General features: G+C 33.3%; 23 protein-coding genes and 4 tRNA genes. 22 read left to right on the top strand and 5 right to left on the bottom strand.

Features of this window, described 5'->3' with window-relative positions; all coding sequences use genetic code 11:
* The first annotated feature begins 2 nt into the window (after positions 1 to 2).
* The 8 genes from alaS (at position 3) to rarD (ending at position 5,920) form a co-directional block, all read left to right on the top strand.
* Entirely contained in the window at positions 3 to 2,636 is a 2,634-nt protein-coding gene (alaS, locus tag J4T76_RS07550) for an alanine--tRNA ligase (protein ID WP_267339861.1), read from the top strand.
* Between the two features lie 152 nt (positions 2,637 to 2,788).
* Positions 2,789 to 2,989, top strand: coding sequence for a carbon storage regulator CsrA (gene csrA, locus J4T76_RS07545; protein ID WP_198235577.1), 201 nt, complete (start codon positions 2,789 to 2,791; stop codon positions 2,987 to 2,989).
* 125 nt (positions 2,990 to 3,114) lie between these two features.
* A tRNA-Ser gene (locus J4T76_RS07540) sits at positions 3,115 to 3,207 on the top strand.
* A 19-nt stretch (positions 3,208 to 3,226) separates the two neighbouring features.
* Positions 3,227 to 3,303 (top strand) — tRNA-Arg (locus J4T76_RS07535).
* An 18-nt stretch (positions 3,304 to 3,321) separates the two neighbouring features.
* A tRNA-Arg gene (locus J4T76_RS07530) sits at positions 3,322 to 3,398 on the top strand.
* 19 nt (positions 3,399 to 3,417) lie between these two features.
* Positions 3,418 to 3,494, top strand: a tRNA-Arg gene (locus J4T76_RS07525).
* A gap of 156 nt (positions 3,495 to 3,650) precedes the next feature.
* The gene (gene serS / locus J4T76_RS07520) at positions 3,651 to 4,943 is read left to right on the top strand and encodes a serine--tRNA ligase (protein WP_267339863.1); all 1,293 of its coding nucleotides are present in this window, start codon (positions 3,651 to 3,653) and stop codon (positions 4,941 to 4,943) included.
* 80 nt (positions 4,944 to 5,023) lie between these two features.
* Positions 5,024 to 5,920 carry an EamA family transporter RarD gene (gene rarD, locus J4T76_RS07515; RefSeq protein WP_267345343.1) on the top strand — a complete coding sequence of 299 codons (897 nt, stop codon included), beginning with the start codon at positions 5,024 to 5,026 and terminating at the stop codon, positions 5,918 to 5,920.
* Positions 5,921 to 5,967: 47 nt separating this feature from the next.
* Here rarD and pflA read toward each other — a convergent pair whose 3' ends face one another.
* From pflA to J4T76_RS07490, 5 genes are all read right to left on the bottom strand, one after another.
* Complete coding sequence (gene pflA / locus J4T76_RS07510; protein ID WP_267339866.1) at positions 5,968 to 6,744, bottom strand: pyruvate formate lyase 1-activating protein; 777 nt, start codon at positions 6,742 to 6,744, stop codon at positions 5,968 to 5,970.
* 259 nt (positions 6,745 to 7,003) lie between these two features.
* Positions 7,004 to 9,286, bottom strand: coding sequence for a formate C-acetyltransferase (pflB, locus tag J4T76_RS07505; protein ID WP_267339867.1), 2,283 nt, complete (start codon positions 9,284 to 9,286; stop codon positions 7,004 to 7,006).
* A 68-nt stretch (positions 9,287 to 9,354) separates the two neighbouring features.
* Complete coding sequence (gene focA / locus J4T76_RS07500; RefSeq protein ID WP_267339868.1) at positions 9,355 to 10,203, bottom strand: formate transporter FocA; 849 nt, start codon at positions 10,201 to 10,203, stop codon at positions 9,355 to 9,357.
* A gap of 199 nt (positions 10,204 to 10,402) precedes the next feature.
* Positions 10,403 to 11,473: a membrane-bound lytic murein transglycosylase MltC gene (gene mltC / locus J4T76_RS07495; RefSeq protein WP_267339870.1), complete on the bottom strand. Its 1,071-nt coding sequence runs from the start codon at positions 11,471 to 11,473 to the stop codon at positions 10,403 to 10,405.
* Positions 11,474 to 11,481: 8 nt separating this feature from the next.
* The gene (locus J4T76_RS07490) at positions 11,482 to 11,751 is read right to left on the bottom strand and encodes an oxidative damage protection protein (protein WP_267355566.1); all 270 of its coding nucleotides are present in this window, start codon (positions 11,749 to 11,751) and stop codon (positions 11,482 to 11,484) included.
* A gap of 216 nt (positions 11,752 to 11,967) precedes the next feature.
* Between J4T76_RS07490 and J4T76_RS07485 the strand changes: the two genes are divergently transcribed.
* The 14 genes from J4T76_RS07485 to J4T76_RS07420 all read left to right on the top strand — a co-directional run bounded on the left by J4T76_RS07485 (position 11,968) and on the right by J4T76_RS07420 (position 26,581).
* Entirely contained in the window at positions 11,968 to 13,179 is a 1,212-nt protein-coding gene (locus J4T76_RS07485) for an aspartate aminotransferase family protein (protein ID WP_267339873.1), read from the top strand.
* 67 nt (positions 13,180 to 13,246) lie between these two features.
* A complete protein-coding gene (gene yihA, locus J4T76_RS07480) occupies positions 13,247 to 13,858 on the top strand; it encodes a ribosome biogenesis GTP-binding protein YihA/YsxC (protein WP_416380537.1) in 612 nt (203 codons plus the stop codon).
* A gap of 16 nt (positions 13,859 to 13,874) precedes the next feature.
* Positions 13,875 to 14,861, top strand: coding sequence for a serine/threonine protein kinase (locus tag J4T76_RS07475; RefSeq protein WP_267339874.1), 987 nt, complete (start codon positions 13,875 to 13,877; stop codon positions 14,859 to 14,861).
* 44 nt (positions 14,862 to 14,905) lie between these two features.
* Positions 14,906 to 15,202, top strand: coding sequence for a GIY-YIG nuclease family protein (locus tag J4T76_RS07470; protein WP_267339875.1), 297 nt, complete (start codon positions 14,906 to 14,908; stop codon positions 15,200 to 15,202).
* A 936-nt stretch (positions 15,203 to 16,138) separates the two neighbouring features.
* Positions 16,139 to 16,843: a lipopolysaccharide core heptose(II) kinase RfaY gene (locus J4T76_RS07465; RefSeq protein WP_267345348.1), complete on the top strand. Its 705-nt coding sequence runs from the start codon at positions 16,139 to 16,141 to the stop codon at positions 16,841 to 16,843.
* A gap of 180 nt (positions 16,844 to 17,023) precedes the next feature.
* Positions 17,024 to 17,611: a hypothetical protein gene (locus J4T76_RS07460; RefSeq protein ID WP_267339879.1), complete on the top strand. Its 588-nt coding sequence runs from the start codon at positions 17,024 to 17,026 to the stop codon at positions 17,609 to 17,611.
* A 487-nt stretch (positions 17,612 to 18,098) separates the two neighbouring features.
* On the top strand, positions 18,099 to 18,770 hold the full coding sequence (locus J4T76_RS07455; protein WP_267339880.1) for a CsgG/HfaB family protein: 672 nt from the start codon (positions 18,099 to 18,101) through the stop codon (positions 18,768 to 18,770).
* A 34-nt stretch (positions 18,771 to 18,804) separates the two neighbouring features.
* Positions 18,805 to 19,164, top strand: a complete 360-nt coding sequence (locus tag J4T76_RS07450) for a DUF4810 domain-containing protein (RefSeq protein ID WP_267355562.1) — start codon at positions 18,805 to 18,807, stop codon at positions 19,162 to 19,164.
* Between the two features lie 3 nt (positions 19,165 to 19,167).
* The gene (locus J4T76_RS07445; RefSeq protein ID WP_267339883.1) at positions 19,168 to 19,833 is read left to right on the top strand and encodes a DUF799 domain-containing protein; all 666 of its coding nucleotides are present in this window, start codon (positions 19,168 to 19,170) and stop codon (positions 19,831 to 19,833) included.
* Between the two features lie 501 nt (positions 19,834 to 20,334).
* Positions 20,335 to 21,630: a 2-hydroxycarboxylate transporter family protein gene (locus J4T76_RS07440; RefSeq protein ID WP_267355559.1), complete on the top strand. Its 1,296-nt coding sequence runs from the start codon at positions 20,335 to 20,337 to the stop codon at positions 21,628 to 21,630.
* Between the two features lie 119 nt (positions 21,631 to 21,749).
* Positions 21,750 to 22,907, top strand: coding sequence for an NAD(P)-dependent malic enzyme (locus J4T76_RS07435; protein WP_267339885.1), 1,158 nt, complete (start codon positions 21,750 to 21,752; stop codon positions 22,905 to 22,907).
* Between the two features lie 116 nt (positions 22,908 to 23,023).
* On the top strand, positions 23,024 to 24,652 hold the full coding sequence (gene dcuS, locus J4T76_RS07430) for a DcuS/MalK family sensor histidine kinase (protein WP_267345350.1): 1,629 nt from the start codon (positions 23,024 to 23,026) through the stop codon (positions 24,650 to 24,652).
* Entirely contained in the window at positions 24,645 to 25,316 is a 672-nt protein-coding gene (locus tag J4T76_RS07425) for a response regulator (RefSeq protein WP_267339889.1), read from the top strand. Before dcuS ends, J4T76_RS07425 begins: the two co-directional genes overlap by 8 nt.
* Before the next feature lie 125 nt (positions 25,317 to 25,441).
* On the top strand, positions 25,442 to 26,581 hold the full coding sequence (locus J4T76_RS07420) for a hypothetical protein (protein ID WP_267345351.1): 1,140 nt from the start codon (positions 25,442 to 25,444) through the stop codon (positions 26,579 to 26,581).
* Positions 26,582 to 26,661 lie beyond the last annotated feature (80 nt).

Below are 26,661 nucleotides of genomic sequence, written 5' to 3'. Positions count from 1 at the left end.
AAATGAAAAGCACTGCAGAAATTCGTCAAAATTTTCTTGACTTTTTCAATAGCAAAGGACATGAAATTGTAGCAAGTAGTTCCCTTGTTCCTCATAATGATCCAACGCTATTATTTACTAACGCGGGAATGAATCAGTTCAAAGATGTATTTCTAGGAATAGAAAAACGTCCCTATACCAGAGCAACAACTGCACAACGTTGTGTTCGCGCTGGCGGTAAACATAATGATTTGGATAATGTGGGTTACACTGCCCGACATCATACTTTTTTTGAAATGTTAGGAAACTTTAGTTTCGGTGACTATTTTAAACATGATGCGATTCATTTTGCTTGGGAGTTATTAACCAGTAGAGAATGGTTTAATATTCCTAAAGAGAAATTAACCGTCACTGTTTATGAAACAGATGATGAAGCATACACAATTTGGGAAAAAGAGATTGGTATACCCAAAGAACGTATCATACGTATCGGTGATAACAAAGGTGCTCCTTTTGCTTCAGACAACTTCTGGCAAATGGGTGATACAGGACCATGCGGACCATGTACAGAAATTTTTTATGATCATGGTGATCACATTTGGGGTGGCCCTCCAGGCAGTCCTGAAGAAGATGGTGACCGATTCATTGAAATTTGGAACATTGTCTTTATGCAGTTTAATCGTCATCCTGATGGCACAATGGAGCCTTTACCAAAGCCATCGGTCGATACTGGTATGGGATTGGAAAGAATTGCTGCAGTTTTACAACATGTTAATTCTAATTATGAAATTGATTTATTTAAAAAATTAATTCATGATGCAGCAGGAATCATTCAAACTAAAAATTTAGAAAGTAAATCTTTACGTGTTATTGCTGACCATATTCGTTCTTGTGCATTTTTAATTTCAGATGGCGTATTGCCTTCTAATGAAGGTCGTGGTTATGTGTTGCGCCGTATTATTCGACGAGCTGTACGTCACGGACATATGTTAGGTGCTAAAGGAATATTTTTCTACAAATTGGTTAAACCTCTCATTGATGTAATGGGAAGTGCAGCAGATGAATTAGCGAATAATCAAAAAATAGTAGAAGATGCACTTAAAATTGAAGAAGAGCAATTCTTAAAAACATTAGAACGAGGATTGTTTTTACTTGATCAAGAATTAGCTAAAATTACCAATTCGGTATTACCTGGTGATGTTGCATTTAAACTTTACGATACTTTTGGTTTTCCATTAGATTTAACCGCAGATGTCTGTCGCGAAAAAAATATTGCCATTGATGAAGATGGATTCAATCTATGTATGGAAGAACAACGTAAACGTGCTCGTGAGTCAAGTGCTTTTAGTGTTGACTATAGCAATGTAATTAAACTTGATGATACTACCGAATTTTTAGGTTATCAAGCTACCGAAGCATCAGGGAAAATAATTGCCATTTTCCAAAATGGTCAAAAAGTTGAAAGTGTCAATGCTGGTGATGAAGCTATTATCATCTTAGATAAAACGCCATTCTATGGAGAATCAGGCGGACAAATTGGTGATAAAGGTTTGTTAACCTCTGCAAACGGCGAGTTTACTGTTTTAGATAGCCAAAAGTATGGCAAAAGCATTGGACATATCGGTAACCTTGTTAAAGGTTCTCTAAAAGTTGGGAACTTAGTAACAGCGGCAATTGATGTTGAGTTAAGAGAACGTATTAAACGCAATCATTCAGCAACCCATTTATTACAAGCTGCATTACAACAAATTTTAGGTAACCATGTTCATCAAAAAGGTTCTTTAGTTACTGATAGTTATCTGCGTTTTGATTTTTCACATAATCAAAGCATTACGCAAGAACAAATTGTTGAAATTGAAAATCTAGTTAATCAACAAATCCGTTGTAATCTACCTGTTGACGTTGAACTGATGCCAATAGATGAAGCTAGAAATAAAGGGGCTATGGCACTATTTGGAGAAAAATATGAAGAAATTGTTCGTGTTTTAACTATGGGCGATTTCTCAATTGAATTATGTGGTGGTACTCATGTAAATAGAACAGGCAATATAGGTTTATTTAAAATAATATCTGAATCAAGCATTGCTTCTGGAGTTCGCCGTATTGAGGCTACTTCTGGGCAAAGTGCAATGGATTTTATACACCAAGAAGCAAATTTATTAAATCAAATTGCACAATTGGTTAAAAGCGATAAATCAGCAGTTTTAGTTCGTGTAGAGCAATTGCTTGAACAAACTAAACTACTTGAAAAAAACATTGAGCAATTAAAAGCGCAAAAAGCTAGCCAACAAAGCGCTCAATTAATTAATCAATGTGAAAAAATCAATAATAAAAATTTACTAATTGCTAAACTTGATAATGTTGAGGCAAAAGTATTACGTACCATGATTGATGATCTTAAAAATCAATTAAAAACGGGAGTAATTATTTTGGCCGCTGTTAATGATAACAAAATCAATTTAGCCGCTGGCGTAACGAATGATTTAATCAATATTGTCAAAGCCGGCGAATTAGTTTCCCAATTAGCATTAAAAGTAGGTGGTAAAGGCGGTGGGCGGCCTGATTTCGCCCAAGCAGGTGGAATGGATCTATCAGCATTACCAGAAGCATTGTCTTCAATGAAAAAGGAAATCAGTAATAAATTACAAGCAAGTTAGCCAGATATATTTCAGTATTGGTTGATATAATATTTATTAACTGAATATTTGAGTATTTCTGTAAAATTCCGTCTTTCTGTCCTATCGATGGGGGGCTGACGAAGCTATATCTTAAAATTGTGATGTATACTTAACTGATATTAGGAGATCTAATGTTAATTTTAACTAGGAGAGTAGGTGAAACACTAATTATTGGTGATGATGTTGTTATTACTATTCTTGGCGTGAAAGGTAATCAAGTCAGAATTGGTATTAATGCACCTAAAGAAGTCTCAATTCATCGAGAAGAGATATACAATAGAATTCATCAATCTCAGAACAAAAATGATGAATTACCTGAGTCCAAAGAGTAATATTGGGCACGAAATAAACAACCAGCACGCGTAAGCAAAAAAATGTTTGACTTATTTTTTGTAAAACGTAATATGTGCGCCACGACATTATGATTTTGTTGTTCAAGCAAAGTCATAATGTTTTTGGTGAGATGGCCGAGAGGCTGAAGGCGCTCCCCTGCTAAGGGAGTATGCGGTCAAAAGCTGCATCGAGGGTTCGAATCCCTCTCTCACCGCCATTTAAAAAAATTAAAATATGCATCCGTAGCTCAGCTGGATAGAGTACCCGGCTACGAACCGGGCGGTCAGGGGTTCGAATCCCTTCGGATGCACCATTTTAACAAATTCAAAATGCATCCGTAGCTCAGCTGGATAGAGTACCCGGCTACGAACCGGGCGGTCAGGGGTTCGAATCCCTTCGGATGCACCATTTTTTTACGAACTTACACGCATCCGTAGCTCAGCTGGATAGAGCACTCGGCTTCGAACCGAGCGGTCAGGGGTTCGAATCCCTTCGGGTGCACCATTGCGGTTGAATCCCGATATAATTCTAGTATACTAAGCTCAAAATATTTAATATCTATAATCAATCTACTTTTTGATTTATATGTTTTGTTAACTGTATTAGAATAATAATTAAAGTAGAAAGATATTTCCTTATTAATAAGAATGGACGTTATTTATGTTGGACCCGAATTTACTCCGAAATGAATTAAATGTTGTCGCTAAAAAATTAGCTCGCCGTGGATTTAAACTAGATGTTGATACTATTAGTCAACTAGAAGAAAAACGCAAAGTACTGCAAATTGAAACTGAAAGCTTACAAGCGCAGCGTAATGCTCGTTCTAAAGCTATTGGTGAAGCTAAGGCTCGAGGCGAAGACATTACAGCTGTACGTGAAGAAGTTAATAAAATCGGTGAAAAACTGAATAATGCTAAAGCTGAGCTTGAAACCTTATTAACTAAAATCAAAGATATTACCTCTACGATTCCGAATACTCCTGATGATTCTGTACCTGATGGTAAAGATGAAAACGACAACGTCGAAATTTCTCGCTTTGGAACTCCAAGAATATTTGACTTTCCAATACAAGATCATGTTGCATTAGGTGAACGTTTAGGGGGGCTCGACTTTGCTGCAGGTGTAAAACTTACTGGTTCACGTTTTGTTGTTATGAAGTCACAGATAGCTCGCCTACATCGTGCTATCACACAATTTATGTTAGATCTTCATACAGAGAAACATGGTTATGCTGAAGTTTATGTGCCCTACCTTGTCAATCAAACTACTTTGTACGGTACCGGACAATTACCAAAATTTGCAGATGACTTATTTCACACAAAACCGCTTGATGAAGAATCAGAAAGCAGTAATTATGCCCTAATTCCAACTGCTGAAGTACCAGTAACTAATTTGGTACGTGACGAGATTCTTGATGAAAGTGTGTTACCTCTAAAAATGACCGCGCATACCCCATGCTTCCGTTCTGAAGCTGGCTCTTACGGTAAAGACACTCGTGGTTTAATCCGTATGCATCAATTTGACAAAGTAGAATTAGTCCAAATTGTTAAACCCGAAGAATCAATGAAAGCTTTAGAAGAATTAACCGCACACGCAGAAAAAGTTTTACAATTATTAGAATTACCATATCGCAAAATTGTATTATGTGCAGGTGATATGGGCTTTGGATCATGTAAAACATATGATCTTGAAGTATGGGTACCGGCACAAAATACTTACCGTGAAATTTCTTCTTGTTCGAATATGTGGGATTTCCAAGCTCGTCGTATGCAAGCACGTTATCGTAATAAAGCTGATAATAAAACTTATTTAGTACATACGTTAAATGGCTCTGGTTTAGCTGTAGGGCGCACGTTAGTTGCAATTTTGGAAAACTATCAGCAAGCTGATGGAAAAATTAAAATTCCGTCCGTACTAGTACCTTATATGAATGGTGTAGAGATAATTGGATAAATAAAATTTGTCCGGCTTTCATTACATATAGATAATAGCGCTAATAATTAGCGCTATTTTTTATTAATAAAGGTGAAAAAATGATAAAGGGCGTTGCGCTTTCAATATTTGCATCATGTCTTTTTGGTTTACTATATTACTACCCTGTTCTATTACAACCACTGTCCGTTATTGATATCTTTTGCTGGCGATTATTAACCTCCTTTCCTGCAATAATTTTTCTAATTATTGTCGAAAAACAAGGGTCAGCAATTATCAATCTATTTGTTCGGATTAAACAACAACCCTTGATTTTAATCGGTCTCATATTTTCTTCATTTCTATTGACCATCCAAATGTTGATTTTTATTTGGGCTCCGATCAATGGTCATGGATTATCAGCTTCACTAGGCTATTTTTTACTGCCATTAACGATGGTCGTTTTTGGACAAATATTCTATAAAGAAAAACTGAGTATTTTTCGAAAAGTAGCAATTCTGCTAGCCTGCATAGGTGTTGTTTTAGAAATTTATATAACTGGCGCTTTTTCGTGGGAAACAGCGGTTATTGCATTGGGTTACCCAATTTACTTTATGACACGCCGTAAATTACAAATAGAAGGCATTTCAGGGACATTTTCAGATTTCTTTTTTATCTTTGTTGGCTGCCTCATTTATTTTAATTTGCATTACTCTTTAAATCAGATTATAAGTGATCTATCTCACTTTCATATTTTTATTCCAATGCTAGGTATCATTACAGCCATTGCTTTTGCCATGTATTTTGTTGCTAGACAGTTGTTACCGCTTGGATTATTTGGATTGCTCGGATATGTAGAGCCAGTACTGCTTACTCTTGTATCGGTGTTATTTTTACATGAATCTGTTTCTAAAGAGCAGGTTGTACCATATGGACTTATTTGGTTATCTGTATGTGTTTTAGCATTAGAAGGTAGTATTTATCTATTACGTACAGTAAAGCGCAAAAAATTGAAATAACTGCCAATAGGCACCATAATAGGAGCCTATTAACAATGGATAGTTAACTATTTGCTGAATGTTACTGGTTGACCATAACTTTCTATAATTGCTTGAATTCTGTCAAGTGTTTCACGAGGCGGAGCTTCTACGCCTTGTAGTTTGTATTCATCGCCCATGGTATCCCATTTATAAGCGCCCATTTTATGATAAGGAAGTAATTCCACTCGTTCTATATTATTCATACCTTCAATAAATTTACCAAGCAAATGTGCTGAGTTATCGTCATCTGTCCACCCAGGAACAACTACGTATCGAATCCAAGTCCGTTTATTAATTTTTTGGAGGTGTTTGGCAAATTCAAGCACACGTTTATTAGATACTCCGACAAGTTTTTGATGAATTTCATCATTGATTTGCTTCAAATCAAGCATTACTAAATCTGTTACCTCTAAAAGCTCATCAACCGTTTGGTCTAACTGCCTCGCATAACCATTAGTATCTAAACATGTACTAATACCTTCTTTATGGCAGGCTTTAAACCATTCAGTGATAAATTCAGATTGCAAGGTAGCCTCGCCACCTGATGCTGTAACACCGCCACCATTAGGGATAATAAAACTTTTATAAGAAACAATTTCTTTCATCAGTTCTTCAACAGTGACTTCTCGCCCAGCTTTCAAATCCCATGTATCACGATTATGGCAATACAAACAACGCATTAAACAGCCTTGAAAAAAAACAATGAAGCGAATTCCAGGACCATCAACAGTACCAAAGGATTCAAAAGAATGAATACGACCTTTTATAGGTTGTTTCGTTGTCATAATAATATTTTGTTCCATACATATTCTCTAATAATTACTCACATTGCTTTTTGCTTTATACTTTTCATTCTTATTTTAACTCAGATAATACTTTGCTTACACCAATTGCATTAATTGATATGATGTGTATTTAACTAAATTATACAAAAGAACAACAATATCTCATTATTCTTGCTGCACTATGATTTTGTTAACTTTAAAGCAACTATTTTTCTATTTAATAAAAAAATAGCGCCTTTAAGGCGCTATTTTAAGTTTAGTTGTTCAATTAACTAAATTACATTGATTGAGTGAAAGTACGTGTAATAACGTCTTTTTGTTGCTCTTTAGTTAATGAATTGAAACGTACTGCATATCCAGAAACACGAATTGTTAATTGTGGATATTTTTCAGGATGTTCCATCGCATCTAATAAAGTTTCGCGATTTAATACGTTCACATTTAAATGTTGACCACCTTCAACAGTAGCTTCATGGTGGAAATAACCATCCATTAAACCTGCTAGGTTACGTTTGCGTGCATCATCATCTTTACCTAATGCATTTGGAACGATAGAGAAAGTATATGAAATGCCATCTTTAGCGTAAGCAAATGGAAGTTTAGCAACAGATGTTAATGAAGCAACAGCACCTTTTTGGTCTCGTCCATGCATTGGGTTAGCACCTGGTCCAAATGGCGCACCAGCACGACGACCGTCTGGAGTATTACCAGTTTTCTTACCATATACAACATTTGAAGTAATGGTTAATACTGACTGAGTAGGAATTGCATTACGATAAGTTTTAAGTTTTTGAATTTTCTTCATGAAACGTTCAACTAAATCAACAGCAATATCATCTACACGCGGATCATTGTTACCGAATTGTGGATATTCACCTTCGATTTCAAAATCAGTTGCTAAACCATCTTCATCACGAATCGTTTTTACTTTTGCGTATTTAATTGCAGATAATGAGTCAGCAGCAACAGATAAACCAGCAATACCACAAGCCATAGTACGAATAACATCACGGTCATGCAACGCCATTAATGACGCTTCATAGCTGTATTTATCGTGCATATAATGAATAGCATTTAAAGCCGTTACGTATTGTTTCGCTAACCAATCCATAAAGTGATCTAAACGAGCGAACACTTTGTCAAAATCAAGATATTCGTCAGTGATTGGCTCTTCTTTAGGACCAACTTGCATTTTTAATTTTTCATCCACACCACCATTGATTGCGTATAGAAGAGTTTTTGCAAGGTTAGCACGAGCACCAAAAAATTGCATTTGTTTACCAACGATCATTGGGCTTACACAACATGCAATTGCATAGTCATCATTATTAAAGTCAGGACGCATTAAATCATCATTTTCATATTGTAATGATGAAGTATCAATTGATACTTTAGATGCAAATTCTTTAAATCCACTTGGTAAGTGTTCAGACCAAAGGATAGTCATGTTTGGTTCCGGTGATGGACCCATTGTATATAAAGTATTTAAGAAACGAAAAGATGTCTTAGTTACTAAAGTACGACCATCAACACCCATACCAGCAATAGATTCAGTTGCCCAAATTGGATCGCCAGAGAATAATTCATCATATTCAGGTGTACGTAAGAAACGAACCATACGTAATTTCATCACGAAATGGTCGACGATTTCTTGTGCTTCTTGCTCAGTGATTAAACCAGCTTCTAAATCACGTTGGAAGTAAATATCAAAGAACGTCGAAGTACGACCTAATGACATTGCCGCACCATTTTGAGATTTAACCGCAGCTAAGTAACCAAAATAAGTCCATTGAACAGCTTCTTGTGCAGTTGTTGCTGGTGCTGAAATATCAAAACCATATTTTGCAGCCATTTCTTTAATTTGACCAAGTGCACGATGTTGCTCAGCAATTTCTTCACGACGTTGCATCGTCATTGGTAAATCAACACCATTTTCAAAGTCAGCTTGTAATGAAGTAAATTGAGCATATTTATCTTGCATTAAGTAATCAATACCGTAAAGTGCCACACGACGGTAGTCACCAATGATACGACCACGGCCATACGCATCAGGAAGACCAGTAATAACGCCTGATTTACGACAACGAAGGATATCTGGAGTATAAATATCAAACACACCTTGATTGTGAGTTTTACGATATTCAGTAAAGATTTTTTTGACTAGTGGATCTAAAGTTCTATCGTAAGCTTTACAAGAGTTTTCAATCATCTTGATACCACCAAACGGAATAATAGCACGTTTTAATGGTTTTTCAGTTTGTAAACCGACAATCTTCTCTAAATCTTTTTCGATGTAACCCGCATCATGAGCAGTAATAGTGGAAATTACACTCGTATCAAAATCAACTGGTGTATGAGTGGAGTTTTCAAATTTGATGCCTTCCATCACTTTTTCCCACAATTTAGTGGTTGCATCTGTAGCGCCAGCTAAGAAAGATTCATCACCCTCATAAGGTGTATAATTCGTTTGAATGAAATCACGAACATTGACATTATTTTGCCAATCACCTTCTTTAAATCCTTTCCAAGCCTTTGCTTGTACTTCGTTTAAATTACTCATAATTATTAACCTCAGGTTTACAAAAATATCTATTTACCCTCTCCTATATGAGGATAAATATCATAAAATCAATGTGGTTTACGCAAATATAAAGCCCAATATGGTAGCGCTACAGCTAAACCACCTAAAATATTTCCAATTGTTACAGGAATTAAATTATTTAAAACAAAATGCTCTACAGTCAGTTCTTTAAATGTATCTGGCGATACCCCTACTGCAGTCCAAAACTCAGGAGATGCAAAGTTATTAATTACAATTCCCATAGGAATCATAAACATGTTTGCAATACTATGCTCAAAACCGCTTGCAACGAACATTGCTACAGGTAAAACCATAATTAACATTTTATCAAGTAAGCTACGTCCAGCATAACTTAACCAAGCTGCCAAGCAAACCATCAAATTAGCCAATAAACCAAGAAAGACGGCTTCAATAAAAGTATGGTGTAACTTATGATCTGCTGTTTGTAGGACATTTAAACCCCACATTCCGTTAGCTACCATATATTGACCAGAACACCAAATAACTGTTACAAACAGTATAGCACCAATAAAGTTACCAATATAGACTAAAATCCAATTACGGATCATTTTTGTCCAACTAACTTTATGAGTCATTTTTGGTAAAATCGTCAATACAGTTGAAGTAAAGAGATCTGCACCACAACAGACTACTAACATTAATCCTAATGAGAAACAGATGCCACCAACTAGTTTAGCTAAACCAAAAGCAACCGTTGCAGTGCCAGTTGTTACAGTAATATAAAATACGAAAGCAATAGAAATAAACACGCCTGCGATAATCGCAGATAAAATAGTACTATATGGGTGTTTACTTAATTTGTAGTTGCCGAGGTCTTCAGCAATTTGTGTCATTTGTGCGGGGGAATATGAATCCACAAGTTTATCGGTACTCAAACTAACATCCTCAAAAAAACTAGGGTTTTATGAGACGCATAGTATACTCAAAATTTGAAGTAGATCACGTTTTTTTTTATTAAAAAATTTTTAAATTTTAAAAATCTTATTTTTTTAAAGATATTACTTCCAATAAAACAATACCCCTATTTCTTGTTTCTTATTTTATTTGTAATAGCTAGTATTATTTAACTTAATTTTATCTGTTATCTAATATATTACTCACTTTTATCAGATAGTTACGTGATTCCTGAGAGACATGTGACGTGACTAATTTTCGAAAAACTTGTTGTGGCGTCATTGAATTAATAATATCAATTGCTCGAACCCGATCATTAGAAAACGTGCGCAATACACTACCTGCCCCACCATTATAAGAAGTAATCATTGCATACCTTAAAGATATGGGATTATTAATACCAGCCAAATATTTTGTTTTTAATAATGATAAGTAAGCTGTACCCATATCGACATTATTATGTGGATCCAGTAAATATTTTCGACTCGGTTCTCCAGACTTACCACGTAATTGAAAAATATCCCGTCCAGCGGTATGCTGCTGTACTTGCATTAATCCAAGCGCATCTGAACGACTTACAGCATAAGGGTTAAAAGCAGACTCGACTTCCATAATTGCTAGAATCAACCTTTCATCAATGAAATAGCGGTTTGAAGCTTCCGTCACTAATGGTAAGAATTTTCTTGCCCGTTCACTAATGTGATTAGGGACCAATTTGATTTCAACATAAGTAATTTTATGCATTCCTGATGAGCGAACTTTCAAGTTATTAGCAAGCACATAATCAGCAAAATTATTTGCTCGACCACTCCAACGAATGGGTTGTTGTTCTTGATCTAAAACCTGATTATATAAAAAAGGTTCTTGTGACAAATTTTGATTAAATTTATCATAACGGATGATATCAACCGGTTCAGGCATTAATAGTGTTGAAACTATTGCTTCTTTCAAAGATTCTATGGGTAAATCGGATAAAGTTTCAATGGTTATCACCCCAGAAACGAAGTTGATATGAACTCGAGTTTGCAAGTTATCTTCATACTGAACATAATCTTTTGGACCAGCAATAAGGACTTCCTGCGGTCCCCAAATTTCTTCTATATTATTTGCATATTGACTAATTAAAATATTGAAGGCATTAGTATCTTTAATATAAAAATCTTCATTTTCTTTAGCTGAATTATTACCTGAACATCCATTTAAAAGACTTACCGCTATAAATAAGATAATGATATTTTTATTGTTTTTCATGTTATACCTCAGTTTTGGGGTTTATATCCATTAATAACAATCTCTTCACCTTCAAATAAAAATTTAACCATTTCCGTTTCAATTTGTTTACGATGCTCAGGATTCATCATATTAAGTTTATTTTCGTTAATTAACATAGTTTGCTTTTTGAGCCATTCTTGCCATGCAAGTTTTGATATTTCATTGAAAATACGCTTACCAAGTTCACCTGGATAAAGCTGAAAATCTAAACCATCTGCTTCTTTTTTTAAATAATGGCAATAAATAATACGACTCATTTTTAACTCTTTTAAGTGCAATTAACCAACATAATTTGATTATACCTGAAAATAATTATAGAAAAGAAGCAAATTAATGAATAGGTTTTAAATTTAAATATTTTTTACATATGAATATTAATTCATTATATTTGAATAATTATTTACTTTACTCAAAAATTAATTAGCATAAAATAAACGATATTCCATTCAATAAAAATAGATCAGGACTTAACAATGCAAGCAAAAATCACACGCCAACTCTTTGATAAGGTCATTTTACCTGTTTATGCCCCAGCCCAATTTATACCTGTTAAAGGGCAAGGCAGCCGAGTATGGGATCAGAATGGTGAAGAATACATTGATTTTGCTGGTGGCATAGCAGTCAATGCCCTAGGTCATTGCCATCCAAAATTAGTTAAAGCGTTGCATGAGCAAAGTGAAAAAATATGGCATGTTAGTAATGTTTTCACCAACGAACCCGCATTAAATTTAGCACAAAAACTAATTGATAATACTTTTGCTGATCGTGTTTTTTTTGCCAATTCAGGAGCTGAAGCAAATGAAGCGGCTTTTAAATTGGCTCGGTATTATGCTATCGAAAAATACAATCCTTATAAAACCAAAATTATCGCCTTTCATCAATCCTTTCATGGACGAACATTTTTTACCGTGTCTGTAGGCGGTCAAGCTAAATATTCAGATGGTTTTGGTCCAAAACCTGCTGACATTATTCATGTTCCATTTAATAATTTTGATGCAGTAAAAGCAGTGATAGATGATCATACCTGTGCTGTCGTGCTAGAACCTGTACAAGGTGAAGGAGGATTAACTTGCGCTTCAGTGGAGTTTTTAAAAGGTGTTCGCGAACTTTGTAATAAATATAATGCTTTGCTTATTTTTGATGAGGTTCAATGTGGAATGGGTCGAACAGGAAGTTTATATACTTATCAACAATATGATGTAACACCGGATATTTTGACTTCTGCCAAAGCGCTGGGCGGTGGATTTCCAATTAGTGCCATGCTAACAACAGAAGACATTGCTACAATAATGCATCCTGGTGTCCATGGTACAACTTATGGCGGTAATCCTTTAGCTTGTGCTGTTGGTTGTGAAGCATTTGATATCATTAACACAACAGAAGTTTTAGAAGGGGTGCAAAAACGACGTGCAATCTTTATTGAACAACTTGAAAAGATTAATGATAGATATAAAGTATTTCGAGAATATCGTGGTAAAGGTCTATTATTAGGCGCAGAACTACAACCAGAGTTCCATAACAAAGCTCGAGACTTTTTAAACGTTGCAACAGAATTTAAAGTAATGATATTAAATGCTGGATCTAACGTATTACGTTTTACTCCTTCATTAATTATCTCGGAAGAAGAAATTCAAGAAGGTATGATACGATTTACAAAAGCAGTCGAAAAAGTTGTCAATGCCTGAGTTTTTCTATACAGTAGCGGCATTTAAATCAATTAAGTGCCATTATAGCATTTAAAGGATACTTTTTATGACTGATATTCGTCCATTAAATTATGCAAAAACACATTTTATCTTAAGTGCACCTGATATTTCTCATTTACCAAGTGACAGTGGTGTAGAAGTAGCATTTGCTGGCAGATCGAATGCAGGTAAATCCAGTGCACTCAACACATTAACCAACCAGAAGTCTTTAGCTCGTACAAGTAAAACACCGGGACGGACACAATTAATCAACCTTTTTGAGGTAGAAACAAATTGCCGATTAGTGGACTTACCGGGTTATGGTTATGCTCAGGTTCCTGAAGCAATAAAACGTCAATGGCAAAAATCACTAGGAGAATATTTACAAAAACGCGAAAGTTTATTGGGATTAGTGGTTTTAATGGATATAAGACATCCTCTAAAAGATTTAGATCAACAGATGATTCATTGGGCAGTTTCAGTAGAAATCCCAGTCATGTTATTACTCACTAAAGCGGATAAACTTGCTTCTGGTGCAGTTAAAAAACAGGTCAATATGGTAAAAGAGGCTATTTTACCTTTCCAAGGTGATATTACTGTCACGCCTTTTTCCTCTCCTAAACGAGTAGGACTTGAAGCGTTAAAACAAAAATTAGATGAATGGTTTAATCAACAATAACGAGAGGAATCATTCAATGGATAGTTCAGCATTTTCATTTCAATTTTTATCACCCGATCTTATTGTCAAGAGTTTATCTTCAATTGGCATTTATATAAATTCGGGTTTAACTGCTTTAAATAGTTATGAAAATCGCGTCTATCAATTTCACGATGAAGAACATAAACGTTATGTTGCTAAATTTTATCGCCCCCATCGTTGGAGTCGAGAACAAATAGTCGAAGAACACAAGTTTACAGAACAGCTATACCTTGCTGATATTCCTGTAGTATCGCCAATTGCACATAATAATAATACATTACATGAGTATCAAGGTTATTTGTTTGCTTTATTTCCTAGTTTTGGTGGTAGACCCTATGAGATAGATAATCGAAATCAAATGGAGTCGGTAGGTACTTTGATTGGTCGAATTCATCAAATTGGTGCAACACAAACTTTCTCATACCGTCCAATTATTGGACTTGAAGAGTATCTTTATCGTCCACAAGATATCCTATTATCATCGGCCTATATTCCCAAAAATATACAACTTGATCTTAAAACTGTATTAGCAAAGCTTATCAAAACAGTTGAACAATATTGGCATACTGATTGGCAACCTATACGCTTACATGCTGATTGCCATGCAGGCAATATTTTATGGCGCGATAGTGCTACGCTTGTGGATTTTGATGATTCTCGTAATGGTCCAGCAATTCAAGATCTTTGGATGCTGTTATATGGAAACCAACAAGCTCAGCGCTTACAATTAGAAGAATTGATTGAATTGTATCAAGAGTTTTATAATTTTGATAAAGGACAACTCAAACTAATTGAACCTTTACGAACTATGCGAATGGTGCATCAATTAGCTTGGATCGTAGAACGATGGAAAGATCCTGCCTTTCCTACTGCCTTTTCATGGATAACCGATGTCGATTATTGGCACCGACAATTATCAGAATTCAATCAACAGATAAATGCGCTTACTGCGCCACCTTTACAATTAATGTCAATGTGTTAAGAACATATTAATGAACAAAATGATAAGTAACAACATTATTGATTATGCAAAGTAAAACTGTGACATGGTTTCTATATATTATAAGAACCGCTAAACAATCTTTATATACAGGAATCACAACCGATGTGGTTAGGCGTTTGCATCAGCATCAAAATGGAAGTGGTGCTAAATATTTAAAAGGTCATAAAGATCTTCGTATTGTTTACCAACTACATGTTGGCGATAAAGCAACAGCTTTAAAGCTGGAGTATCATATAAAACAACTTTCCAAACAGAAAAAAGAACAATTGGTGGTAAACGCTCCAGACTTAGCGAAATTATTAACTACTATTAATCAATAAGTTAATTAATAAATTGATAAGAATTTTAGGAATTTGTAACTGCAAAATTATTTTCAACATTTACAATACTAATGGTATACAAAAGCATTAACCAATTTATTTGCTGATTAACATACGCTTAAACAAAAGCCACATTTTTTAATGTTTTTGCAATTAATTTAGTTTAGTTTAGTTTATTTATTTTAATGTAAGAGATTAGAATCAAATCAACCTTAAAATAGCTGTAATACAGTCCAAAGAGTTTCAGTATAACCAATAAAATAAAAATTGATATTTTTAAAACAAAATGATCTCCTTTATTTTTTTGAGGAAAAAATAGTTTGGCATTCTTATTGAATTAGTAACATAAATAAAAAATGAAAAATTGATCAAAAAGTAACTCATGTGAATACTAATAACCATTTCTTGGTACGCTAAATATCAGCAATAACTTTAACATTCACTCCTTAACCATTAGTAAAGTTAATCACTGTAAAACAAGGGACACGTATGGCGGTAATCCATCTATCCCTTATTCCAGGGTTGTAAACATTTTTACCTTTTGACAATCTCACCAATAACTTCTGCCCTAACACCGTTGATTTGTTGACAAAATTACCTCAAATTTTTTAAATAATTAAAGATAAATCTGTGATGAATCATCATTAAAGTGAATAATTTCACGTTTATAGAAAAAATGATGTTATCTATTTAAAGTTAGAAAATTTACATTTTTAGGTACTCACCCGTATATAGAAATGCATTACTATTAGTTATTGATGAGACGAGATTTATACATACTTTATTTGTATATTAAAATAGAAGCACTGAGAGTATTATCTAATCTCTTTGCGTCTATCAACTTGTACCTACCTTAAAAATCGACTGTTTCATTTACTTTATGCTTGATAGTGTTTAAGATAAACCAATTTTTTGATACATCTTGGGACTTAAAATTTGAATAACTTTGCAAACATTATTGAAATCGAACGCGGTGATATAAAGTTCGCGTATGTGCAAAATGATGAAATCAACTATTTAAACCTTTTTGACCAATTTTTGGCAGAAGAAGGACATCATGAGCTTCTTGACCCCAGTGATAAGTTGGAGCGATATACTTATTTAATAAATCATAATCAAAGCAAATTTATTTTTAAGATCGATGGAGGTGTAGAGAAGCGTTTAGAGCGTCGTATTATTGCCATGATGACTGGTGATTTTTATTTCAATTTAATTCATAAGTTAGCAAAAATTTCACTTGATAAATGTGACATCGCTTATGAGCTATACTTGGTAGCTTTTGATAAAAAAACTCAACGTCACTATATGATATTCAATTTTGTGGAAGGTCGTTCCTTGAAATGGGAAGAAATGAATAAATATGGTGTTCAAGTAAAGAACTGTATTGAAAAATTACATAGTTATAATTTGGTTTCAAATGATGTACATGGCGGTAATTTTATTTTAACACCTGAAGGAAAGATTAAAGCAATTGATTTAACCAATTCAGGTTTTATTTGGTTAACGAAGGCCAATGATGCAATCGAGTTAAAAGAACGTTTTAACATCAAAATCAAAGTCCCTGTTATGGCGATGGCAATAAAAAAATTCACCCATGGATTTAAAAAATTATCTCGAAAATTACGAGGTAAAGAGATGTAAAATAATGAGAAAAATGCTATTTTCTCTCATATCTAAATTGTTATTTTAATAGTATATCTTATTGAATTAATGCTAATAAATAACCTATTTTTGATTATTATTCTTATTGCTTTTACAGACACTAATAAATCAATTGGTAAACAACTAGAATTAGTTGGCTTATTCTACAAAGGGCGTTGCATGAAAAATTTAATTGGGATTTTAACAATATTTGCTTTGCTAACTGGCTGTACCTCTCAAAAAATGATGTTAATTTATAAAACTGAGGGAGTCGAAATAGGTCAAAACACGTCTGGCATAGATATATTAAAAAAATACAGTATTTCAAAACCTATCACCGCACTTCGCTCTTCATTATCGCTCTGCATCGCTCAAGAACTTGATAATAGTCCAGTAGTGCTCATTAATGAGAATTATTATGGTTCACATTGGTGGTCTTATTACAATATGCCTAATCATCAATCAATCACTGTTAGCGGTGGCGAAACAATAAAACTTGTTGAAGGTAATAATGTTGTTGCTAGTGCTGTAACAAATTATCAATATTATTCAAAATATTTTGTAAGTTATACTTTAACTGCGACTCGTAACAAAAATGATATCAATTATCTATTTAGTAATATTAAGCAAGCTCAGCAATATTCTGGTTCATCAGTAAATGATGGATTTGAAAATATCAAAACTGTTGCAAGAGCTCATCCTGATCTCGTTATTGAGTCTCTAAATAAAGAAGTTGCTAAAATTCACGAGTGTTTAGAACGTCAATAATGTTGTCATCATGCATAACAATTTTGTAAAAAAGTTTGAGATTAAGTATACATTTAAGTATATTTTTTAATTAGGTAACTATTTTTGGTGATACAATAAATTCACTCAATGCAATATGTTAATAGTTTAATAACTATCGTTTTAAATTATATGAACTTTCTATTGTAAATCAGATAACACCACCGTCTTCCCTCCTCTTTATTGAGATTATTTTTACATATTCCAAAAATAACTCGTATCAAGATTATGGTTATGTTATTGCTAATATAACTAACATTAAATATGTCATTTCATAGTAATGCATTCATTTAAAGGATATATCCGTTTCACAAAATTAAAACCAACTTATATAACATATTAAATAATTTAACAATCGATTAATTAAATTATAATAATAATGACTAAATTATTATTGATAATGGTTCTAATTACTATATTATTATTTATTACTAAAGATTTATTACGCAATAAAAGGAAAAAATAAGCAATGGAAAAAAAACAATTAGTTGGAATTATTATTTTTAGTAGTTTATTAATGGGTTGTGCTCAAGAGTCATCAAAAACCATCGTATCCCCAACAGTCAATAGTTATAACTCACAATATAATGGTGTAAAAACCAATATTGCCATAGGTAAATTCGAAAACCGTTCAAATTATCAAAATGGTATATTTTCAGATGGTATTGATAGACTTGGTAATCAATCAAAAACATTACTCATCAGTCATTTACAGCAAACAAATCATTTCAATGTATTAGATAGAACAAATATGGGTGAACTAGCTGCTGAAGCGAATTATAAAAAACAAAAACAAAACATAATTGGTGCCAATTACATTATTTCTGGTGATGTCACTGAGTTCGGACGCAAAGAAGTGGGTGATCATCAGTTATGGGGAATTCTTGGAAAAGGTAAACAGCAAATTGCTTATGCTAAAGTTAATTTGAACATCATAGATATTAATACATCTCAAGTGGTTTACAGTGTGCAAGGAGCAGGTGAATACAGTTTATCCAATCGTGAAATTATAGGTTTTGGTGGTAAGGCTAGTTATGATTCCACTCTTAACGGAAAAGTACTAGATCTCGCTATTCGAGAGGCGATTAATAATCTCGTTAATGGAATAAATTACGGTGCATGGAAACCTGCAACTAAATAAAAAATTAGATTTTAATTATTAAAGGATTATTATAATGTTAAAAAAACAATATATTACATATTTATTGTTTTCAGGAGTTTTGTTGTTATTAAGCGGTTGCCAATCCTCGAAAACAATCTATTATTGGGAGGGTTATCAAGAAAATCTTTATAACTATAACCTATCAGATAAATCAAGCCATTCTGAACAAATTAAAGCTCTAGAAAAAACCATTGAAAAAGCAAAATCAGCCAATAAACCTATTCCTCCAGGATTACATGCTCATTTAGGATTGTTATATACAACTGTAGGAAACAATAATAAAGCTATGGAACAATTTGAGTTAGAAAAATCACTTTTTCCAGAGTCCAAAAACTTTATTAAGTTTGTTGAACACAAATATCAAGGACATTAATTAATGAAGAATAAAATTATTGCTCTATTAGGAACTTTATTGGCACTTTTTATGCTAGTTGGCTGCTCAACACAAAAAGGAAGCTACGATTACACCGCATTTAAAGAAAGCAAACCAGCATCTATATTGGTATTATTACCTACCAATCATTCAAATGAATTGAGTGCCAGCTTTGGTGTTTTTTCACAAGTAACATTTCCATTATCTGAAGCTGGGTATTATGTTTTTCCAGTTAACTTAACTTATGAAGTATTTAAACAAAATGGCTTAATCGTTGCAGATGAGATTCAATCGGTTAGTTTAGCAAAAATACGAAAAATTTTTAATCCTGATGCTGTTTTATTTATTAATATTCAAAATTATGGAACAAATTATCAAATCATTCAAAGTGACACACGAGTAACATTAGACGCAAAATTAGTCGATGCTCGTTCTGAAAAAATTCTTTGGACTGGCTCTGCTTCAGCGTCAAGTTTAGAAAACCAACAAACTAGCAACAGCCTAATTTCAACTCTAATTTCTGCCGCAATAACACAAATTACGAATACAGTTAGAGATCACAGTGTTGCTATTTCTGGAGTCGCTACAGCACGATTATTTACTCCCAATCCAATAAAAGCAGATGGAATTTTATATGGGCCTTATGCAGCGACTAAAGTAGAAAATTAGGTTAACCCTTAATCAAATTCATATAAATAAAATCATTTATTGTGAATGCAAGGCGGTATCTTTTACCGTCTTTTTTATATAAATATTATACTATTATATTTTATTCTTGTTTAATACTTTTTATTGAATAATACTACCGATTTTTTATTGGTTATGTTAATTATGCTCTGCTAATACAACAATATTTCCAATTAATATTTTTTGACATGTCCAGTCAAATTCTTCCTCCAATTGAATATGGTTTAGTCATACTTAATCCAACAAATATCGTTGTAAAATTATTTATCGCTTTTTATAAATTGAGTTGGTGCAAGAGTGCTTACTTCGATAGTTTTTCCTGATTGACTATGATGTAACAAATTTAAAAATTTTGAAAAACTTAAATAACTTACATTAATTACAAAATCAGTTATATAAATTTCTTATTCTTCTGAATTTTGCGTCAACAATTATACTGTTTTAAAATTCCCAAGAGAAGTTTCACAATAAAAAGGTTGAGTTATGAACATGACAAAGGATTTCGAAATTAATAAAATTTACGTAGGATCGCTTCCCTTACCCATTTTTGTGATTTGTTCAATTATTGTAATTATTGCAGCCCAATTGGATATGTTACCAAAAACATTGATTGGAGGATTTGCTGTTATTTTACCATTGGGATGGTTTTTAGGAACTGTAGGTCAAAATATCCCTTTTTTTAAAAAATTTGGAGCTCCAGCAATTTTGTCCTTAATTGTACCTTCACTATTCGTTTATTACGATGTTTTTGATGCGAATACTTTAACAGCAGTCAAAATGTTAATGAAAGATTCTAATTTCCTACTCTTTTATATTGCCAGCTTAGTATGTGGTAGTATTTTAGGTATGCATAGAGTCATTTTAATACACGGTTTTATTCGTATGATGATTCCGATGTTACTTGGGATGTGTTTAGCTGCTTTAGTTGGTGTCTGTGTTGCTGTTGCTTTTGGTGACACTTGGGAACATGCATTTTTCTATACTGTTTCGCCTGTTATGGCGGGAGGAATTGGTGAGGGGGTATTACAACTTTCAAACGCTTATAGTAATATTCTTGAGCAAGATTATGACAAATTTGTGAGTGCATTAATTCCTGCAACAGTCGTAGGTAACTTTTTTGCAATTACCTTCACTGCCATAATGAGTCGAATTGGTGAAATTAAGCCTCATTTAAGTGGACATGGACAACTGGTAAAAATCGAATTTGCTGGGTTAGCAGATGCATTAAAAGAAGATAAAACATCATTAGATGCCAGAGCAATGAGTGGTGCGGTGATGATTTTAGCCACATTGTTCATATTTGGTATGATTTTAGAAAAGATAACGCATTTTCCTGGTCCCGTATTAATGATTATTGCCACGGCATTTGTTAAATATTTTCGTTTATTACCCGAAAGTGTCGAACGTGGAAGTCAGCAATGGTATAAATTTATCTCGGGTAATTTTACCTTTCCATTAATGGCAGGTTTAGGTCTGTTATATATTGATTTAGGTAGTGTTGTAAATGTTCTAACAATCCCTTACTTTATCACAATCATTTCTGTAGTATTTACCGTTTCAATGACAGGTTTTATCTGTAGTTTTTTGCTGAAAATGTATCCCGTCGAAGCCTCAATCATCTCATCATGTCAAAGCGGTATGGGTGGAACTGGTGATGTCGCTATTTTGTCAACGGCAAATAGAATGAACCTAATGCCATTTGCACAAGTTGCAACAAGATTAGGAGGAGCTTTGATGGTGATATGTACTACAGCACTATTAAGATCTTTATATATGTAATGACATAATATTATAAACTAATGGAGAGTGATAATTTTAAGAATAATTAATACAATATCAATAACAAAATATTAATTATTGATTTGATATTTTTTAAGTGAAATTGGAAAGGAATAATTATGACAACAGTTCAAGAAAAAGCTTTAGCCATCAGTAAACAAAAGCATGGTAAATTTGAAATCCACTCAAAAGTACCGGTTAATTCAATGTCGGATCTTAGCGTTGCTTATACTCCCGGTGTGGCAGCAGTTTGTACTGAGATCGCAAAAAATCCTGAATCTGTTTATGAGTATACGAGTAAACGTAATTTAGTGGCGGTTATTACCGATGGATCAGCGGTATTGGGACTTGGTAACATTGGACCAGAAGCAGCTATTCCGGTTATGGAAGGTAAAGCAATATTATTTAAACAATTTGCGAATGTAGATGCAATTCCCTTATCTTTAAATACACAAGATTCTGATGAACTAGTTAATTATATTGCTGCGCTGGCTCCATCCTTTGGTGGCATTAATCTTGAAGACATCAGTGCTCCACGGTGTTTTGAAATTGAAAAACGTCTCCAAGAAATCTTAGATATTCCTGTTTTCCATGATGACCAGCATGGTACTGCAATTGTTGTTTTAGCTGCATTATTTAATGCCTTGAAAGTTGTAAATAAAAGTATTGAATCAGCTAAGGTAGTTATAAATGGTGGGGGAGCCGCTGGATTAGCTATTGCAGATATGTTACTAGCAGCTGGGGTAACAGATCTTAAAGTTGTCGATAAAATAGGAATTTTATCTGAAGATGATAGCTCTTTACCTTCCCATCATATAGCAATAGCAAAACGAACTAATCGTTCAAGACAGCGAGGAACCTTACAAGATGCAATAAAAAATGCAGATGTGTTCATTGGTGTTTCAGCACCTGGTGTGTTAAAACCTGATTGGGTTTCTACAATGGCAGAAAAATCAATTATTTTTGCCATGGCTAATCCAACACCTGAAATTTTTCCAGAAGAAGCCAAAGCAGCTGGTGCTTACATTGTTGGTACAGGACGTAGTGATTATCCAAACCAAATCAACAATGTACTTGCTTTTCCTGGTATTTTTAGAGGGGCTTTAGATGCGAGAGCCAAAAATATTACGTTGGAAATGCAATTAGCAGCCGCTAAAGGGTTAGCGAGCATCGTATCTAATGATAAATTGTCAGCAGATTGTATCTTACCAAATGCCTTTGAACCCAATGTGGCAAAAATAGTTGCAGAAAGTGTAAAAAATGCAGCTAAAGAGTAGTGATCATTCTGAAATTATCTAATTTATTTCAAATACACCTACTAATAATTTTTTTGTTAGTAGGTATTTAATACGTTAGAACAATAATGTTGGTATTAAAAAATTGAATAATAAAAATGAAGTATCTCTTTAATCGATTAACACTGAAAGCTAAACTCATCACACTGATTTGTTTGGTTTTTATACTTTCAGTGATTGTACAAAATATATACATTATTCATGTTGTGAACGACGAGTATTTCGATCATTCGCGTCAACAAGTTGAAAAAATAGCTAATATAATTTCAAATTCAAATGATTTTATTGATAAAATGCAAAGCCCAACCCCACTAAATCTAGATTTTATTCAAATAAATACTGAACAAATCCGAAGATTGACGCAAGTCGATTTTGTCGTCATTTTCAATATGCAAGGTGTACGTTACTCTCATCCTGATAAAAATAAAATAGGTCGATTCGTTGTTGGCGGTGATGAACAAAGAGCATTAAAAGGTGAATCTTACACATCAATCGCTAAAGGAACTTTAGGTAACTCTGTACGTGCATTTAGCCCTATTTTTAATGAACACAATCATCAAATTGGCGGAATACTGGTAGGTCAAACTCTAAAGAAAATTGATCATTTAGCTGCAAAGACAAGTCAACCAATTTGGTTATCACTGGTTGCATCATTAGTCATTGCTATCATTTTGGCCTCATTGCTTTCTCGTAATATAAAAAAAATCCTACATGGACTTGAGCCATTAGAAATGGCGCAGCTATTTGAAGAAAGAAATGCAATTATAAGAACAGTTAAAGAAGGTATCGTTGTGGTTAATCGTCAAGGCTTTATTACCCAAATTAACAATGAAGCAAGGCGCATATTACGCATTAATAACAGTAAAGAGAATATTATTGGACATCAAATTGATGACATTATTCCCAATACCCGATTATATGAAGTCATGATGACTGGTGTTGCACAATATGATTGTGAACAAAACATTAATGGTGTTGTGATTCTTACCAATAGGACACCTTTGTTTGTAAGAGAATCATTAGTTGGAGCCATTGCTTCGTTTCGGGATATGACTGAGGTTCGACAGTTGGCCGAAAATCTTACCGGTGTGAATCGGTATGTCGATGCATTACGTTCTCAATCTCATGAATTCAACAATAAATTACATGTAATTTATGGTTTAGCATGCAACAATAATAAGCAAGAACTCATTGAGTACTTGAAGGAAATAATAGGTAATAAACAAGCTGAATCAAATGTGATTAGTCAAACAATAAAAGATCCTATTCTTGCTGGTTTCTTAAACAGCAAATTTATCAGGGCGAGAGAACTAGGTGTTAGTCTATCTTTGAATGTTGATGGTGAATTAAAAGTGATTCCCAATCCCTCTGTAACACATGGTTTGATAACAATTCTTGGTAATCTCATTGATAATGGTTTAGATGCAGTTCAATTTTTAGATAAAAAACAGATAGATGTGAATTTAATTATATCCAATCAGACCTTTCAAATGGAAATTAATGATAATGGTAAAGGTATTTCTGAAGAAGATACACACTATATTTTTCAAAAAGGATATTCAACTAAAGGGGATAATCGAGGGATTGGACTTTATTTGGTTTTAGCAAGCATTGATGAATTAAATGGTTATATTCAATTATGTGATTTAGATAATAAAAAAGGTGCCTGTTTTAAAGTATTATTACCTTTGAAAGAGATCTATAGAGAGAAAGAAATTCATGATTGAAGTTTTAATAGTTGAAGATGATCCTATGGTTGCTGAATTAAACAAAAAATATTTACAAATGATCACAGGTTTCAATTTAATTGCTAATGTCAATGATGGAGAACAAGCATTACATTTTATTCATGATAACCATATTGATCTCATTTTACTTGATGTCTTTATGCCAAAACTAAATGGGCTTGAACTTTTACAACATATACGTATTAGTTATCCGCAAATTGATATAATAATGGTTACAGCTGCATGTAACGCTAGTGATATCCAAACAGCATTACGGTTAGGAGTAATTGATTATATAGTTAAACCTTTTACTTTTGAGCGATTAAGAATAGCACTTATTTCATATCAAGAACGCATTCGTTTATTATCATCCTCAACAAGACTTAATCAACATCAGTTAGATGATCGGATTTTTGCAAAACCTACTATTCAATATAAAAATCTTCCTAAAGGTATTGATAGCCAAACACTAAAAAAAGTTAGAGAGGTTATTATTAACTATAATAAAGAATTTTCAATGAGCAATATTGTTAAACTAATTACTTTATCAAGGATATCTTTAAAAAAATATCTCGATTATTTAGAAGAATTAGGCGAACTTGAAAGTTATTTGACTTATTTATCTATTGGCCGTCCTGTAAAACATTATATTTATAAAAAATAATTTTTACTGCTTTCAAATAATCAGATATTCAGTTAAATCAATATACACTCAATTTATAATTTATTGATTATCATTTTTAATCGTTTATCATTTCATTTCTTTATAAAAATTTTTTAAATAAAACAATGAAGATCAAACCAATTTCTTTTCTCATAACAACTGTATTTGGCACAAGTTATGCTAATGCTTATAATTATGATGCATCAACAGATATTGTCTTACCCTTTAATCAGATTAATGAACGTTATTTTCTAACAAACAATATTAATCTACCTATCAATATTACAACATCCGATAGTTTAATCGTTCATAATAAGGGATCATTTCATCTTGGTTTTACTGGTAAAACGGCAAAAGAATCTGCTTCCATTGCTAACAGTGATATCAATATGACGGTTAATGGTAATTTTCAAATTTTTAATGATACTTGGATTGGTAAATTCGATACCAAGTTCTTTACCGAGTATTTAGGGCTGCATACTGATTTTCCGTATGCTCCTATCGATTATAATATTGATGTACATGTAACAGGAAACATTAATGTTGAATTAGGTGCAGACAAAAAAAGAGGCGGGCTCATGATTTTATCTGGTAACGTCATGGGTACGGGGACAACAGTGAAGGTAGAAGGTGATACTAATATCCGTAGTGGTGATAACCATTTAGCAGGAACATCATCATCTCCTGCAAGACTTATTACACGTAGTTTTAATCTAACTGGTGGCGATATAGAAATTATCGGTGCTAAAACAGTATTAGAAACAACCAATAATGATATTCAAAGATCCTCTGTTTTAATAGGAAAAACCGGAAAAATGATCATTATGCGTGGGGCAACTGTTGATTTGAGTCGTGGTGGTAATTTTGATGTGATGGATAAAGGTCAATTAACTTCCAGTAGAGGGGATGGTTTTGTAAAACTTTCATCTAATGGACAACTTAATATTGATAAAACAGCCACTATAGAGTCATCTAAAGGTTCATTACATATAAGTGATCACAATAATCATACTTCCCATTTGAATATTGCTGGAACGCTTAATTTTGGAATATCAGAGACCAAACAGTATAACAATATTCATGGAGATAATGTTAATATCTTATCTTACGCTAAAATCTCTGCAATCGATGATTTTATTAAATACAGTCTCAAATATAGTTCCTCTGAAATAAATGCTACCGTTTTATCTGCAAATAATTCATTAAATATTTCTAATATTAATGATGGTGAAACTAAACCCACTAATTCAAAATATTTATGGTGATTTAAACTTTAAAAAAATAGGAAATAAACTTCAATTTGTAAATGCAAGCAATGTAACCAATTTCAGTGATCTACATCATG

Origin of the sequence: Gilliamella sp. B3022 (genome assembly GCF_028751545.1) — a bacterium.
Taxonomy (GTDB): domain Bacteria; phylum Pseudomonadota; class Gammaproteobacteria; order Enterobacterales; family Orbaceae; genus Gilliamella.
The sequence above is the reverse complement of the archived record's forward strand: the minus strand, read 5'-3'. Positions and strand labels throughout refer to the sequence as shown.